This window comes from Streptomyces sp. NPDC088350 (assembly GCF_044753545.1).
GTDB lineage: Bacteria > Actinomycetota > Actinomycetes > Streptomycetales > Streptomycetaceae > Streptomyces.
This window is the reverse complement of the sequence record NZ_JBIVNL010000007.1, coordinates 215,440-230,227: the sequence shown is the minus strand read 5'-3', so window position 1 is coordinate 230,227 and position 14,788 is coordinate 215,440. Positions and strand designations below refer to the sequence as shown.

Here is a 14,788-nt window from a genome sequence, read left to right as displayed (position 1 = left end):
CAACGCATAAGTGCGCGTCAACCTATCCTACGACCGTTCCGAACAAGGTGCCCAGGGCGTACGTCACACCGGCCGCCGCACCCCCCAGCGCGAGCTGCCGCAGCCCGCTGAACCACCAGGTCCGCGCGGTCACCCGGGCCACCACGGCACCACACCCGAACAGCCCGAAGAACGCGAGCAGCAGCGCCGGCCACAGCGCGGTCGCCCCGAGCAGGAACGGCAGTACGGGAAGCAGCGCGCCCAGCGCGAACGACCCGAAGGACGACACGGCGGCGACGAGCGGCGAGGGCAGATCACCGGGGTCGATCCCCAGCTCCTCGCGGGCATGTATCTCCAGCGCCTGCTCGGGGTCACGGGACAACTGCCGGGCGACCTCACGGGCGAGTTCGGCGTCGACACCGCGGGCGGCGTAGAGCGAGGCGAGCTCCTGCTCCTCGTCCTCGGGGTGCTTGCGCAGCTCCCGCCGCTCGACGTCCAGCTCGGCCTCGACCAGCTCGCGCTGGGAGGCGACGGAGGTGTACTCGCCGGCGGCCATGGAGAAGGCACCGGCCGCGAGCCCGGCAAGACCGGTGATGACGACGGTCTGATGGCTCACGGCACCGCCCACGACGCCGGTCATCAGGGCGAGGTTGGACACGAGACCGTCCATCGCGCCGAACACCGCGGGGCGCAGCCAACCACCGTTCACATCACGGTGGGTGTGGTTGTCGCGGTGCGCCTCGTGGAGCGTCGCCTCGGTCTCGATGATGGCCATGCGGTGATCCCCCAGAAGGCTAAGGTAAGGCTAACTTTGGACAGGTTCCATTCTTCGACAACACTGAACATACGCTTTTCATTTCACCCCCACCAGCAAGGAAAGGCTGGGCTAACCTGCGGTTTTACCCTGAGATGCTCATCCGTGCGGATGACTGATCAGATGTCGACCGGGTGACGCTGCACTCCGTCAGGCTCTGCCGAAGGCCTCCCGTGGGAGACATCCGCAAAGGGTTCCGCGCCCTGAGGCGCCCTGAGGGAACCCCGTAGGAGAGGCCGCGCGTATGGCATCGATCGCCTGCATTCCCCCGGTCCCGGCGCCCAAGAACGCCACCGAACTCCGCGAACGAGCACGCGGCGCGCTGCTCGGCCTGGCGGTCGGGGACGCCCTGGGCGCACCGGCGGAGAACATGAAGCCCTCCGAGATCCGGGCCCGTTGGGGCCGCATCACGGGATACGTGGCGGAGAACCCCGCGGGCACGGACGACACGGAGTACGCGATCTTCTCCGGCCTGCTCCTGGCCCGCCACGGCTCGGCACTCACGCCGACCCACGTGGAGGCGGCCTGGCACGAGTGGATCGCGGACCGCGACGAGGGCCCGTTCCGGGGAGCGGGCTTCAGCGAACGCGGCACCCTGGAGAACCTCCGCAGAGGCCTCGCCGCCCCCATCTCGGCACAACACCGCCACGCCTGGAGCGACGGCCTGGCCATGCGAGCGGCCCCTTTCGGCGTCTTCGCGGCGGGCCGCCCGGCGGAAGCGGCCCGCCTGGTGGCGATCGACGGCTCGGTGAGCCACGACGGCGAGGGCATCTACGGCGGCCAGGCGGTCGCGGCGGGCGTGGCGGCGGCGATGGCGGGAGCGCCGACGATCGCGGTGGTCGCATCAGCGCTCGCGGTCGTCCCGGACGACTCCTGGACGGCCCGCTCCCTGCGCCGAGCGGTGGCGGTCGCCCACCGGGGCGAACGAGCGGTCCGCTCCGCGGTGGTCATCGGCGGCTACCCCTGGACCGACCTGGCCCCCGAGGCGGTCGCCCTCGCCTTCGGCGCGTACGCGGCGGCGGACGGCGACTTCGTGGAGTCGGTCCTCACGGCGGTCAACATGGGGCGGGACGCGGACACGACGGCGGCGGTGGCGGGCGCCCTGGCGGGAGCGACCCGGGGCGCTTCGTCGATCCCCGCCGACTGGGCATCGGCGATCGGCCCGGCACGGGGCAGCTGCCTGCCGGCGATGGCGGGCCACCACGTCCTGGACATCGCGGAGTTGCTGATTCCGGGGGAGGGCGGCAAGTGGGGCGCGGCTGCGTTGCGGCGCGATCAACGGGAGTACGTGCTGGCGGCGGACGAGGACGAGGTGCAACCGTGAGAACCCACGACGAACGCCCGGCGGCGGCCGGCACCAACACTCCGCGTCACCCGCTGAAACCCACAACCACCGACGGCGAACCGCCCCCCGCGCCCCATCCCACCCCGTCCCAACCGGCAGCCGCCAACGGCGACTACGCCCCACAGGGGCCACCCGCACCCGACAACGAAGCCCGCACGGGCGGTGCGGGTGGGAGAACGAAAGCCGATGGCGGAGCCGAGGCGCGTCGCATCGAGGGGCTGCTGCTCGGGCTCGCCGCAGGTGACGCCGCCGGTTGGCCCGCAGCGCGACACCGCGCTGCCCGCATGCCCGAGTGGACCCGCCGCCTCACCCGCGAACTCGACACCTTCGCCGAACAGAACGCGACCACGACACTCCCCGTCCCCATCGCCCTGAACCAACCCCCCGAGCCCCTACGCCTGGGCCCCTCCGACGACGCCGAATGGGCGGCGTTCGCCGCGGAAGCCGTACTGAGAGCCGGCGACGACACAGTCCTCGGCGACCTCAGCAGAGAACGCAGAACCCGCGCCGCGATCGACCTCACCTGGAACGCCATCGCCAGCGAGGTCTCCGCCGCCGCGGACCGCGCCCCGGAGGTCGAATCCGCCGTACTCCCCCTCCGCGCCCGCATCTCCGTCCGCGCCGGCCTGGGCAACCTCGCCGCCGGCCTCCGCCCACCCGCCACCGGCCACGACAACCCCCACTACTTCGACGACGCGGCCTGCGTAAGAGCCTGCGTCCTCGCAGTGGCACACCCCGGCGACCCCCAACGCGCCGCCGCCCTCGCCGAGTTCGACGCCCACTACACCCAGGACGGCGACGGAGTCCACGGCGCCAGAGCCATGGCGGCAGCCCTCGCACTCGCCCTGGTCGGCGCGGACGTGGACGAGTGCGTGGCAGCGGCCCTCGCCGAACTCCCCGAAGCCACGGAGATCGGCCGCAACGCCCGCCACGCACTGAAGTTGGCCCAGGACAACGACAACGCCTTCGCCCTGATCCCCCTCTTGGAACACCAGATCGTCGACCACGTCTACAGCTACGGCATCGCCGCCGCCGAAACCGTCCCCGTCGCCCTCGCACTCGCCACCGCCGCCCGCGGCCGTATCGCCGAAGCGGTCCCCGCCGCCGCCTGCCTCTCCCGCGTCGCCGACTCGGCACCGGCCCTCGCGGGCGCCCTCACCGGAGCGCTGAGCGGCGGACACGCGATCCCGACGACCTGGCGGGAGGCCTGCCGCACCCTCTCCGGCTGCGCACTCCCCCGCCTCACCGGCACCGATCTCGTAGAACTCGCCGAACTCCTGGAAGCCACACAACCGGCCCCGCCAGGAGGATGATTCGGGGCATGCCCCCGAAAGAACTCAAAGAAGCCAAAAAACCTAAAGAGCCCAAACAAGCTGAACAACTCAAAGGCTCCCCGGAGGACAGCCTTGAGGAGAGGATCACCGGAGCCCTCGTGGGCGCCGCGGTCGGCGACGCCCTCGGCGGTCCCGTCGAGGGCTACTCCCCCGACCAGATCCTCGAACGCCACGCCGGTCGCGTCCACGGCGTCGTCGGCCCCTGGAACGGCGACGCCTGGCGCACCGCCCGCCCCATCGCCCCGTACCACAAGGGCGACGGCCACGTCACCGACGACACCTTGATGACCCACGCACTCGTACGGGTCTACGCCACCGTCCGCGACCACCTCGACGCGTACGCGATCGCCGACCACCTCGTCCCCGACCTGATGCAAAACCCGCGCTGGATCCCGGAGTTGGAGGCGGAGGCCCTCCCCCTCCAGCGCGTCTTCCTCGCGGAGAAATGGCTGGCGACCCGCCTCCACTACGGCCACGTCGACCCCCGCGAGGCCGGCGTCGGCAACATCGTCAACTGCGGTGCCGCGATGTACATGGCACCGGTCGGCCTGGTCAACGCGACGAATCCGGCGGGCGCTTACGCCGAGGCCCTCGACATCGCGGGCGCACACCAGTCGTCGTACGGCCGTGAGGCGGCGGGTGTCTTCGCGGCGGCGGTGGCGGCGGCCTGCGCACCGGGCGCGACCCCGGACTCGGTGGTCTCGGCCTGCCTGTCCCTGGCGAAGGACGGCACCCGCACCGCCATCGAGCAGGTCTGCGAAGTGGCCGCCCGCTACTCGGACTTCGAGTCGGCGCTGGCTCCCCTGCGGGAGGCGGTCGCCCCGTACGACACGGTGGGCCCCGACTACCGCGCCCCCTCCCTGGACGCCCGCCGCCCCTCCCGCACCCGCGCGATCGAGGAACTCCCCGTCGCGCTCGGCATGTTGGTGGTCTCCGGCGGCGACTACCGGCACGCGGTGCTGGGTTCGGTGAACTACGGCCGGGACTGCGACTCGATCGCGACGATGGCGGGCGCGGTGGCCGGCGCCCTGGGTTCCCCGGTCCCGCAGGACTGGTCGAAGACGGTCGCCGAGGCCAGCCGCCTGGACCTGTGGGAACCGGCGGCGACCCTCACCGCCGTCACCCGCGAGGTCTTCGCCCGCGATGTCCGCCGACGCCGGGCCCACGAGGCCGCGTTCACCGAGATCGGAGGCCTGCGGTGCTCCGACTGACCTGGGTCCAGCCGGAGGACCTGCTCGGCCACGAACTGCGCCAGGCCGCCCAGGACGGACGCGAGCCGTCGGCGATCGCGGCGCGCTGGCGGGCGGCGGGCGGTGCCGAGGCACCGGCACGGGCGGGCGCGTCCGCCGAACCCCCCACCCGCTACCTCCGGTTGCTCGCCGAGGACCTGCTGGACGAACTGGCCGACCTGCCCAGCAGGTTGGCGGACCAGGAGCCGACGGAGCTGACGAGGATCCGCGCCCTGTGCCACAACTGGCCCACCGCACAAGCCGCTTCCCCACCCCGCCCCGCCCGCTTCCAGGCCGCCTGGCTGGGCCGGGCCGCCGGCTGCCTCCTCGGCAAACCCGTCGAGAAGCTCCCCCTCGACGGCATCCGCCAACTCGCCCGCGCCACCGGCAACTGGCCCCTGAACACCTACTTCACCGCCCGGGGCGTCCCCGCCGAACTCCTCGCCGCCCACCCCTGGAACCGCCGCTCCGCCCCCACCTCCCTCGCCGAGAACATCGACGGCATGCCCGAGGACGACGACCTCAACTACCCCTTGTTGAACCTCCTGTTGCTGCAACGCCACGGCAGGGACTTCACCACCGCGGACGTGGCGAAGCTCTGGCTCGACGAACTCCCCGCGGGCCGTACCTTCACCGCCGAACGCATCGCCTACCGCAACCTGCTCTCCGGCCTGGAACCCCCGCGAACGGCCCGTCACCGCAACCCGTTCCGCGAATGGATCGGCGCCCTGATCCGCGCCGACGTGCACGGCTGGACCAACCCCGGAAACCCGGCAGCCGCAGCCGAACAGGCCCACCGCGACGCCACCCTCACCCACACCGCGAACGGCGTCTACGCGGCGATGTTCACGGCGGCCACCGTCGCCACCGCGACCACCGGCACCCACGACATCCACGCCTGCCTGCGCGCCGGCCTGACCGTCGTACCGCCCGCATCCCGCCTGGCCAAGGCGATCCAGCACGCCCTCCAACTGGCTCGCAGGCACCGGGACTTCAACACCGTCGTGGACGAACTCCACGCCGCCTACTCCCCCACCCACCACTGGGTCCACGCCATCCCCAACACCGCGCTGATCGCCGCCGCCCTCACCCACGCGGACGGCGACTTCACCGGCTCCATCTGCCGCGCGGTGTCCGGCGGTTGGGACACCGACTCCAACGGAGCGACGGTCGGCAGCATCGCCGCCCTCCTCTCGGACACCCCGCTCCCCGACCGCTGGACGACCCCCCTCAAGAACCGACTCGCCACCTCCGTAGGCGACTTCAACGGCATCGGCTTCGACACCCTCGCCCGACTCACCCATCAGGAGACCGCCCGCCCATGACCCATATCGCCGTGCTCGGCAGCACGAACATGGACCTCGTCGCCTACGTCGAGAAGGCCCCGCAGCGCGGAGAGACCGTGACGGGACGGGAGTTCCGTACGATCCCCGGCGGCAAGGGCGCCAACCAGGCGATCGCCGCGGCCCACGCGGGCGCCAACGTCACCATCATCGGCGCGGTCGGCAACGACGCCTACGGCGCCCAACTCCGTTCCACGTTCGAGCACTCGGGCGTCGACACCGACCATCTGCGCACCGTCGAGGGCCCGTCGGGCACCGCGCACATCGTCGTGGACGACGAGGGCGGCAACGCGATCGTCGTGATCCCCGCCGCGAACGGCACCGTCGACCACCTCGCCCCCGGCGACGAGGGCATGATCGCCACGGCCGACGCGCTGCTCCTCCAGTTGGAGATCCCCCTCGCCGCCGTGATCGCGGGCGCGGAGGCGGCCCGCCGCCACGGCGTCCGGACGATCCTCACCCCCGCGCCCGCCCAACCCCTGCCGCCCCAACTCCTCGCCGCCGTCGACCTGTTGGTCCCCAACGAACACGAGGCCATCGCCCTCACCGGCCGCACCGACCCGCGCGAGGCGGCGGCGGCCCTGCTCGGCCAGGTGCCCGAGGTGATCGTCACCCTGGGCGCGGCGGGCAGCCTGTACGCGGCCCGGGGCGCCGATCCGTTCACCGTCCCCGCGCCCCGGGTGACCGCCGTGGACTCGACGGGCGCGGGCGACACCTTCGTCGGCGCACTGGCGGTGGCTCTCGCCGAGGGCCGCCCGACGCGGGACGCGCTGGGCTGGGCGGCAGCGGCTGCGGCCCTGTCCGTGCAGCGGCCCGGGGCGACGGCGTCGATGCCGTACCGCGCGGAGATCGACAAGCAGTACGCGTCATGACCGGAACGACGACCACAACTCCCCTGTCAGGCCTACGCGTTCTCGACCTCGCGACGCTCTTCGCCGGACCCCTCGCCGCCACCATGCTCGGCGACTTCGGCGCCGAGGTCGTCAAGGTCGAGCACCCGACGAAGCCCGACCCGTCCCGGGGCCACGGCCCGTCGAAGAACGGCGTCGGCCTGTGGTGGAAGCTGCTCGGCCGCAACAAGCGCACGATCACCCTCGACCTGTCGAAACCGGGCGGGCGCACCACCCTGCTCCGCCTCGCCGCCACCGCCGACGTGATCATCGAGAACTTCCGCCCCGGCACCCTGGAGAAATGGGACCTCGGCTGGGCCGAACTCTCCGCCGCCAACCCCCGGTTGGTGCTCGCCCGGGTCACCGCCTTCGGCCAGTTCGGGCCCTACGCGCACCGGCCCGGCTTCGGCACCCTCGCCGAGGCGATGAGCGGCTTCGCGGCGATCACCGGCGAACCGGACGCGCCCCCGACCCTCCCGCCGTTCGGCCTCGCCGACTCGATCGCGGGCCTGGCGACGGCATACGCGGTGATGACGGCTCTGGCCGCCCGCGACCGCACCGGCGAAGGCCAGGTGGTGGACATGGCGATCATCGAACCGATCCTGACCGCACTGGGCCCCCAACCCCTCTGGTACGACCAGCTCGGCCACGTCCAGCCCCGCACCGGCAACCGCTCCCAGAACAACGCCCCACGCAACACCTACCGTACGGCGGACGGCAGTTGGGTCGCCGTCTCCACCTCCGCCCAGTCGATCGCCGAGCGCGTGATGCGCCTGGTCGGCCGCCCGGAACTGATCGACGAACCCTGGTTCGCGACGGGCGCGGACCGGGCCCGGCACTCCGACATCCTGGACGCGGCGGTCGGCGACTGGATCGCACAACGCTCCCGCACGGAGGTCCTGGCCGCCTTCGAGAAGGCGGAGGCGGCGGTCGCCCCCATCCAGGACGTACGGGACGTCATGTCGGACCCCCAGTACCAGGCCCTCGACACGATCACCACCGTCGACGACCCCGAACTCGGCCCCCTCCGCATGCAGAACGTCCTCTTCCGCCTCTCCGCCACCCCCGGCGCCATCCACTGGCCCGGCCGCCCCCACGGCGCCGACACGGACACCGTCCTGACCGAACTCGGCCTGACAGACACCGAGTTGACGGCACTCCGCCGGGAGGGCGCCCTGTGACCCCCTTCCCCCTGACCTGGCTCTACGTCCCCGGCGACCGCCCCCCGATCGTCGCCAAGGCCCTCGCCGCCGGCGCCGACGTGGTCGTCGTGGACCTGGAGGACGCGGTCGCCCCGGACCGCAAGGAGTACGCCCGCGCGGCCACGGCGGAACTCCTCTCGGAGCCTCAGCCGGGCGTCCCGGTCCACGTCCGTGTCAACGCCCTGGACACCCCTTGGGCGACCGACGACCTCCGCACACTCGCCCCCCTCCCGGGCGTGGCCGGCCTGCGGCTCCCGAAGGTGACGTCCGCCGAGGAGGTCGTAGCCGTAGCGGAAGAGCACAACTCCCTTCCCCTGTACGCCCTTTTGGAGACGGCCCTCGGCATCGAGCGGGCCTTCGCCATCGCCGTCGCCCACCCCTCCCTGCACGGCATCGCGCTCGGCGAGGCGGACCTCCGGGCCGACCTGGGCGTACGCGACGACGCCGGCCTCGACTGGTCCCGCTCCCGGGTGATCGTCGCCGCCCGCGCGGCGGATCTGCCCCCGCCGCCCCAGTCCGTCCACCCGGACATCCGCGACCTGGAGGGCCTGGCGGCCTCCTGCGCCCACGGCCGTGCTCTCGGTTTCCTCGGGCGCGCGGCGATCCACCCCCGCCAACTCCCGGTGATCGAGAGCGCCTTCCTCCCGAGCGAGCAGGAGATCGAGCAGGCCGAGACCGTCGTCAAGGCGGCCATGGCGGAGGAAGGCGCCCAGGCTCTGCCGACCGGCCAGTTCATCGACGCGGCGGTGGTGCTGGCGGCACAGCGCACCCTGTCCCTGGCCCGCCGGACCTGAGCAGCCCTCTCTTTTCCACCGCGACGGCGAGCACCTCCTCGGCGCGATCCGGCGGTGCCGAACCCGCCGAAGCCCGTCGCCGGCACGACGACGGGGGCGCCCCGTCAGACACGGAGCGCCCCCATCGTCGTACGACCAGCCGTCAGCTCTTCTTCGCCGACTCCGGCTCGTCTTCCTTGACGTCCTCGGCTTCCGTGACGTCTTCCTTCGGCTCCGGGGCGTCCGTTTCGGCCTCGGCCTCCGGCTCCTTCTCGGACGCCGGCTCACCGTCATCGTCCGTTCCGCCGTCGGAGACGTCCGGTTCGACGACCTCTTCCCGGCCCGGGCGCTTCTTCGCCGAGATCACGAAGTACGTCACCGCGAGCGCGAAGACGATCATCGCGGTCCAGTCGTTCAGCCGCAGGCCGAGGATGTGGTGGGCGTCGTCGACGCGCATGTACTCGATCCAGCCGCGGCCGACGCAGTACGCGGCGACGTACAGCGCGAACGCGCGGCCGTGGCCCAGCGTGAAGCGGCGGTCGGCCCAGATGACGAGGAAGCCGACGCCGACGCACCACAGGGACTCGTACAGGAAGGTCGGCTGGTAGTAGCCCGGTACGCGGCCGTCCGTCGAGGAGGTGATGTGCAGGGCCCAGGGGAGGTGCGTCTCGCGGCCGTACAGCTCCTGGTTGAACCAGTTGCCCCAGCGGCCGATGGCCTGGGCGAAGGCGATGCCGGGGGCGAGGGCGTCGGCCCAGGCGGGCAGCGGGATGCCACGGCGGCGGCAGCCGATCCACGCGCCCACCGCACCGAGCGCGATCGCGCCCCAGATGCCGAGGCCGCCCTGCCACACCTTGAAGGCGTCCACCCAGTCACGGCCCTCGCTGAAGTACAGCTCGTAGTCCGTGATCACGTGGTACAGGCGACCGCCGACGAGGCCGAACGGCACGGCCCAGACAGCGATGTCGGCCACCGTCCCGACCTTGCCGCCGCGGGCGACCCAGCGTTTGTTGCCGAGCCAGACGGCGACGAAGACGCCGATGATGATGCAGAACGCGTAGCCGCGCAGCGGAATGGGGCCGAGGTGGATGACCCCGCGCGACGGGCTGGGAATGTAGGCAATGGTTTCCATGGCAGGGTCGACGCTACAGTGCCGGACCGCGACCACGGCAAGCGGCCCGGCTACGGCTCCATAACGGGCCGGTGTGAAACCCGGCCCGCCCGCTTACCCCTTGTCACCCCTTGTTGGCCGCCTGGACCAGCTGCTTCAGCTTCGCCGGGGTCATCGTCTGGTCCGCGTAGATGTTCTTGCCGTCGAACAGGACGGTCGGGGTGCCGGTGAATCCGCCGGACTGGAAGGCGGCGGCGGACTTCAGGACCCAGCTGTCGTGCGTACCGCTGTTGACGCACTTCTGGAAGGCGGGCGTGTCGAGGCCGCTCACCTTGCCCGCCAGCTCGATCAGCTTGGCGTTGTCGGAGTAGGCGTCGTTCGTCTCCTTGGGCTGGTTCTCGTACAGCACGTCGTGGAAGTCGCGGAACTTCCCGGCGTCCTGGGCGCAGGCCGCCGCGTTCGCCGCGCGCTTGGAGCCGCTGCCGCCGAGGTTGCCGTCGATGAGCGTGACCAGGTGGTACTGCACCTTCAGCTGCCCGGAGTCCGTCAGCTCGTGGAGCGTCGGGCGGTACGCCGTCTCGAAGGCCTGGCAGGCCGGGCAGCGGAAGTCCTCCCACACCGTGAGCGTCGGCTTGGCGCTGTCCTTGCCGACCTGGATCGCCAGGCTGTCCTTGCCGGTCGCCCCGGAGGGCGCCACGACCGGGCCCGCCTTGGTGCCGCCGTTGTCCTTGCCGGAGTTCGCGGCGAGGACGCCGATCACCGACGCCAGGCCCAGCACGCAGACGACGCTCGCGGCCACGATCAGCGTGCGCCGCCGTCTCTCCGCGGACTTCTGCTTCTCACGCTCGACCGCCAGCCGCTCGCGGGCGGTGCGCTTTCCGTCACGGTTCTTCTCGCTCACACCCCGCAGAACGAACCGGGGAGGCGCAGCGCGCCTCCCCGGTCCCAGGTCCACCCATACGGGGGACCCGTCGTTCTTTTACGCCTGTCCGCGCACGCCCTTCGCGAGGTCGGCCGCGAGGGCGCGGACCGCCTCGACACCGGCCGCGTCGTCCGGCGCGTCCAGCATCCGCTTGACGAAGGCCGAGCCGACGATCACGCCGTCCGCGAAGCGGGCCACCTCGGCGGCCTGCCGCGCGTCGGAGACACCGAGGCCGACGCAGACGGGCGTGTCGGTGGTGGCCCGGGTGCGCTCGACGAGGTCCTGCGCCTGCGCGCCCACGGACTCACGGGTGCCGGTGACGCCCATCAGCGAGGCGGCGTAGACGAAGCCGGTGCCGACCTTGGTGATCTCGGCGAGGCGGGCGTCCTTGCTGCTGGGCGCGACCACGAAGACCGTGGCGAGCCCGTGCTTCTCGGCGTGCTCCCTCCACAGGCCCGCCTCCTGCACGGGCAGGTCGGGCAGGATGCACCCGGCGCCGCCCGCCTCGGCCAGCTCGGCGGTGAAGCGCTCGACGCCGTAGCGGTCGATCGGGTTCCAGTACGTCATGACGAGTACGGGCTTGCCGGTGGCCGCGTGGGTCTCGCGGACCGTGCGCATCACGTCCGCGATCTTGACGCCGCCGCGCAGGGCGATGTCGTCGGCGGTCTGGATGACGGGACCGTCGAGGACGGGGTCACTGTGCGGCAGGCCCACCTCGACGATGTCCGCGCCGCCGTCGAACGCGGCCTTGATGGCCTCGATGCCGCCGTCCACGGTCGGGAACCCGGCCGGGAGGTAGGCGATGAGCGCGGCGCGTCCCTCGGCCTTGGCGGCGGCGAGGGTGTCGGACAGCAGCTGAATGTTCCCGCTCACTTGGCGTCCCCCTCGATCTCGGCGGTGTCGGCCGCGTTGGCCGCGACGGTGGCGTCGGTCCCGTTGTCGTACAGGCCGAAGTAACGCGCGGCCGTGTCCATGTCCTTGTCGCCGCGCCCGGACAGGTTGACGACGATCAGCCCGTCCTTGCCCAGCTCCCTGCCCACCTCCAGCGCACCGGCGAGCGCGTGGGCGCTCTCGATGGCCGGGATGATGCCCTCGGTGCGCGACAGCAGGCGCAGCGCCTGCATCGCCGCGTCGTCGGTGATCGCGCGGTACTCGCCGCGTCCGCTGTCCTTGAGGTAGGAGTGCTCGGGGCCGATGCCCGGGTAGTCCAGTCCGGCCGAGATCGAGTACGGCTCGGTGATCTGGCCCTCCTCGTCCTGGAGGACGTAGGACCGCGAACCGTGCAGGATGCCGGGCTCGCCCGCGGTGAGGGTCGCCGCGTGCTCGCCGGTCTCCACGCCGTGCCCGGCGGGCTCGCAGCCGATGAGGCGTACGTCCGCGTCCGGGATGAAGGCGTGGAACAGGCCGATGGCGTTCGAGCCGCCGCCGACGCAGGCGATCGCCGCGTCGGGAAGGCGGCCGGCGCGCTCCAGGATCTGGCGGCGGGCCTCGACGCCGATCACGCGGTGGAAGTCGCGGACCATGGCCGGGAAGGGGTGCGGTCCTGCGACCGTACCGAAGAGGTAGTGCGTGCGGTCTACGTTGGCGACCCAGTCGCGGAACGCCTCGTTGATCGCGTCCTTGAGGGTGCGGCTGCCGGACTTCACGGCGATGACCTCGGCGCCGAGCATGCGCATCCGGGCCACGTTCAGCGCCTGGCGCTGGGTGTCGATCTCGCCCATGTAGATGGTGCATTCGAGGCCGAAGAGCGCGCAGGCGGTGGCCGTCGCCACGCCGTGCTGGCCGGCGCCGGTCTCCGCGATGACCCTGGTCTTGCCCATGCGCTTGGTGAGCAGGGCCTGGCCGAGGACGTTGTTGATCTTGTGGGAGCCGGTGTGGTTCAGGTCCTCGCGCTTGAGGAAGATCCGCGCGCCGCCCGCTTCCGCGGCGAAACGGGGTACTTCCGTGAACGCGCTCGGCCTGCCGGTGTAGTTGACGAGGAGGTCGTCCAGCTCGCGGGCGAACTCCGGGTCGTGCTTGGCCTTTTCGTACTCTACGGCGACCTCGTCCACGGCGGCGACGAGGGCCTCCGGGATGAACTTGCCGCCGAACGCGCCGAAGTAGCCCTCGGCGGTGGGGAGTTGACCCTCGGGGTCGGGAATGAAGAACTCGCTGGGCATGCGGAAACCTCACGGTGAGTTTGTGGAAAAACACTAAACGCCGTGGGGGCAGGGGTAGTTATTTGACTGCGGGCCCGTTGGGGCTGGTCGCGCAGTTCCCCGCGCCCCTAAAGGCCCGTTGCCATCGGCGCCCGTTTACCTGCCCAGGTTCGTCTCCGATGACGTAACGCACCCTGCGGCCGTGCACCCGGCGGGCCGGGGCTCGGCAACCCCTCGGACGGCAGCCGCGCGCGAGGCGGGCGTGCCGGTCCATGGGGGTCAGGGTGAGTGTCATCGGGGTCAGCCTAGCGGGTGATCAGCCGCGGCCGTGTCGCAGTGCCGGGTGTTCGCCCGCCGCCACCAGGTCCGACACCGCCGACTTGGGGTCGCGGCCGGTGACCAGGGACTCGCCGACCAGGACCGCGTCGGCGCCGGCGTTGGCGTAGGCGATGAGGTCGTGGGGGCCGCGGACGCCGGACTCGGCGATCTTGACGATGTGGGCGGGGATCTCGGGGGCGACGCGCTCGAAGGTGCCGCGGTCGACCTCGAGGGTCTTGAGGTTGCGGGCGTTGACACCGATGATCTTGGCGCCGGCGTCCACCGCGCGGTCGACCTCGTCCTCGTCGTGGACCTCGACGATCGGCGTGAGGCCGATCGACTCGGCGCGCTCGATGAGGGACTCCAGGGCGGGCTGGTCCAGGGCCGCCACGATCAGCAGGGCGAGGTCGGCGCCGTAGGCGCGGGCCTCCCAGAGCTGGTACGACGTGACGATGAAGTCCTTGCGGAGGACCGGGATGTCCACGCGGGCGCGGACGGCCTCCAGGTCGGCCAGCGAGCCGCCGAAGCGGCGCTGTTCGGTGAGGACGGAGATGACGGCGGCGCCACCCGCCTCGTAGTCCGCGGCGAGGCCCGCCGGGTCGGCGATCGCGGCCAGCGCGCCCTTGGAGGGGCTGGAGCGCTTGACCTCGCAGATGACCTTGACGCCGTCGCCGCGCAGGGCCGCTACGCCGTCCTTGGCCGCGGGAGCCTTCGCCGCGCGCTCCTTGAGCTCGTCGAGGCTGACGCGCGCCTGCCGTTCCGCCAGGTCGGCACGGACTCCGTCGATGATCTCGTCGAGCACACTCACGCGAGCGGCCCCCTTCCGGACGGTGGAAAAGCCATGGTCACATCTAGCCTCGATGGTATCCGGAGGAAGGCGTAGCCCTCGCATCCGGTTGACGCCGGTCCCACTACCTGGACATCCGTCGATTGATCAAGGATGTAGCCAGCCACCGAACGGCAGGTTCCGGACAACCGTGAAGACCAGCACCAATGCGCCCAGTGTCCACAGCCGGACCCGTCCGAGTTCGATCCGGGCCGGCCGGCCGCGCGCCGCACGGACCACCCAGACGGTCCATACGACCGTGAAGGCCAGATAGCCCACCACGGCGATCGCGTTGTCCTGGAGTGCGGCCAGGAAGTCGCCGTGGATGAACTCGTGCGCACTGCGCAGGCCGCCGCAGCCGGGGCAGTACAGGCCGGTGAGGCGGTACAGGGGGCAGACCGGGTAGTGGCCCGGCTGGTTCGGGTCGACCGTGCCGACATAGGCGAAGGCGCCGGCCACGGCCGCGAGGACTCCGGCGGGCACGGCGACGCGGTTCAGCGCGGAGGCCGTACCGGGGGCGCGCGTCTTCGGCATGCTGTGGCTGTCGGCGTTCACGTCTCGCAT

At 71.8% G+C, this 14,788-nt stretch carries 15 protein-coding genes; 7 read left to right on the top strand and 8 right to left on the bottom strand.

The window, feature by feature from the left end; genetic code table 11:
• Positions 1-22: 22 nt before the first annotated feature.
• Positions 23-754 carry a VIT1/CCC1 transporter family protein gene (locus ACIQBL_RS25655; protein ID WP_401945260.1) on the bottom strand — a complete coding sequence of 244 codons (732 nt, stop codon included), beginning with the start codon at positions 752-754 and terminating at the stop codon, positions 23-25.
• 283 nt (positions 755-1,037) lie between these two features.
• Here ACIQBL_RS25655 and ACIQBL_RS25650 point away from each other — a divergent pair, with 283 nt between their 5' ends.
• The 7 genes from ACIQBL_RS25650 (at position 1,038) to ACIQBL_RS25620 (ending at position 8,930) form a co-directional block, all read left to right on the top strand.
• On the top strand, positions 1,038-2,117 hold the full coding sequence (locus ACIQBL_RS25650) for an ADP-ribosylglycohydrolase family protein (protein WP_401945259.1): 1,080 nt from the start codon (positions 1,038-1,040) through the stop codon (positions 2,115-2,117).
• Positions 2,114-3,451, top strand: coding sequence for an ADP-ribosylglycohydrolase family protein (locus ACIQBL_RS25645; RefSeq protein WP_401945258.1), 1,338 nt, complete (start codon positions 2,114-2,116; stop codon positions 3,449-3,451). Before ACIQBL_RS25650 ends, ACIQBL_RS25645 begins: the two co-directional genes overlap by 4 nt.
• Before the next feature lie 119 nt (positions 3,452-3,570).
• On the top strand, positions 3,571-4,683 hold the full coding sequence (locus ACIQBL_RS25640) for an ADP-ribosylglycohydrolase family protein (protein ID WP_401945257.1): 1,113 nt from the start codon (positions 3,571-3,573) through the stop codon (positions 4,681-4,683).
• Positions 4,671-6,026: an ADP-ribosylglycohydrolase family protein gene (locus ACIQBL_RS25635; RefSeq protein ID WP_401945256.1), complete on the top strand. Its 1,356-nt coding sequence runs from the start codon at positions 4,671-4,673 to the stop codon at positions 6,024-6,026. The genes ACIQBL_RS25640 and ACIQBL_RS25635 overlap by 13 nt, the downstream gene beginning before the upstream one ends.
• On the top strand, positions 6,023-6,916 hold the full coding sequence (rbsK, locus tag ACIQBL_RS25630; RefSeq protein WP_401945255.1) for a ribokinase: 894 nt from the start codon (positions 6,023-6,025) through the stop codon (positions 6,914-6,916). The genes ACIQBL_RS25635 and rbsK overlap by 4 nt, the downstream gene beginning before the upstream one ends.
• Positions 6,913-8,115 (top strand): CaiB/BaiF CoA transferase family protein, encoded by a 1,203-nt coding sequence (locus ACIQBL_RS25625; protein WP_401945254.1) that lies wholly within the window; start codon positions 6,913-6,915, stop codon positions 8,113-8,115. Before rbsK ends, ACIQBL_RS25625 begins: the two co-directional genes overlap by 4 nt.
• Positions 8,112-8,930, top strand: a complete 819-nt coding sequence (locus tag ACIQBL_RS25620; protein WP_401945253.1) for an HpcH/HpaI aldolase/citrate lyase family protein — start codon at positions 8,112-8,114, stop codon at positions 8,928-8,930. Before ACIQBL_RS25625 ends, ACIQBL_RS25620 begins: the two co-directional genes overlap by 4 nt.
• A 142-nt stretch (positions 8,931-9,072) precedes the next feature.
• Here the strand turns inward: ACIQBL_RS25620 and lgt are convergent, their stop codons facing one another.
• The 7 genes from lgt to ACIQBL_RS25585 all read right to left on the bottom strand — a co-directional run bounded on the left by lgt (position 9,073) and on the right by ACIQBL_RS25585 (position 14,788).
• Positions 9,073-10,041 carry a prolipoprotein diacylglyceryl transferase gene (gene lgt, locus ACIQBL_RS25615; protein ID WP_401945252.1) on the bottom strand — a complete coding sequence of 323 codons (969 nt, stop codon included), beginning with the start codon at positions 10,039-10,041 and terminating at the stop codon, positions 9,073-9,075.
• 103 nt (positions 10,042-10,144) lie between these two features.
• Positions 10,145-10,921 carry a DsbA family protein gene (locus tag ACIQBL_RS25610; protein ID WP_401945251.1) on the bottom strand — a complete coding sequence of 259 codons (777 nt, stop codon included), beginning with the start codon at positions 10,919-10,921 and terminating at the stop codon, positions 10,145-10,147.
• Between the two features lie 78 nt (positions 10,922-10,999).
• A complete protein-coding gene (gene trpA, locus ACIQBL_RS25605) occupies positions 11,000-11,815 on the bottom strand; it encodes a tryptophan synthase subunit alpha (protein WP_401945250.1) in 816 nt (271 codons plus the stop codon).
• Positions 11,812-13,101 carry a tryptophan synthase subunit beta gene (trpB, locus tag ACIQBL_RS25600; protein WP_401945249.1) on the bottom strand — a complete coding sequence of 430 codons (1,290 nt, stop codon included), beginning with the start codon at positions 13,099-13,101 and terminating at the stop codon, positions 11,812-11,814. Before trpB ends, trpA begins: the two co-directional genes overlap by 4 nt.
• A 58-nt stretch (positions 13,102-13,159) precedes the next feature.
• Positions 13,160-13,375, bottom strand: a complete 216-nt coding sequence (gene trpM, locus ACIQBL_RS25595) for a tryptophan biosynthesis modulator TrpM (RefSeq protein WP_401945248.1) — start codon at positions 13,373-13,375, stop codon at positions 13,160-13,162.
• Between the two features lie 21 nt (positions 13,376-13,396).
• Positions 13,397-14,206, bottom strand: coding sequence for an indole-3-glycerol phosphate synthase TrpC (trpC, locus tag ACIQBL_RS25590; RefSeq protein ID WP_352183724.1), 810 nt, complete (start codon positions 14,204-14,206; stop codon positions 13,397-13,399).
• 126 nt (positions 14,207-14,332) lie between these two features.
• Entirely contained in the window at positions 14,333-14,788 is a 456-nt protein-coding gene (locus tag ACIQBL_RS25585) for a DUF2752 domain-containing protein (protein ID WP_401945247.1), read from the bottom strand.

Excerpts from the sequence above, each read along its gene's own strand:
- trpM (WP_401945248.1), bottom strand. The coding sequence starts at position 13,375 with ATGACACTCACCCTGACCCCCATGGACCGGCACGCCCGCCTCGCGCGC.
- trpB (WP_401945249.1), bottom strand. The coding sequence starts at position 13,101 with ATGCCCAGCGAGTTCTTCATTCCCGACCCCGAGGGTCAACTCCCCACC.
- ACIQBL_RS25650 (WP_401945259.1), top strand. The coding sequence starts at position 1,038 with ATGGCATCGATCGCCTGCATTCCCCCGGTCCCGGCGCCCAAGAACGCC.
- ACIQBL_RS25625 (WP_401945254.1), top strand. The coding sequence starts at position 6,913 with ATGACCGGAACGACGACCACAACTCCCCTGTCAGGCCTACGCGTTCTC.
- ACIQBL_RS25655 (WP_401945260.1), bottom strand. The coding sequence starts at position 754 with ATGGCCATCATCGAGACCGAGGCGACGCTCCACGAGGCGCACCGCGAC.
- rbsK (WP_401945255.1), top strand. The coding sequence starts at position 6,023 with ATGACCCATATCGCCGTGCTCGGCAGCACGAACATGGACCTCGTCGCC.
- ACIQBL_RS25585 (WP_401945247.1), bottom strand. The coding sequence starts at position 14,788 with ATGCGAGACGTGAACGCCGACAGCCACAGCATGCCGAAGACGCGCGCC.
- lgt (WP_401945252.1), bottom strand. The coding sequence starts at position 10,041 with ATGGAAACCATTGCCTACATTCCCAGCCCGTCGCGCGGGGTCATCCAC.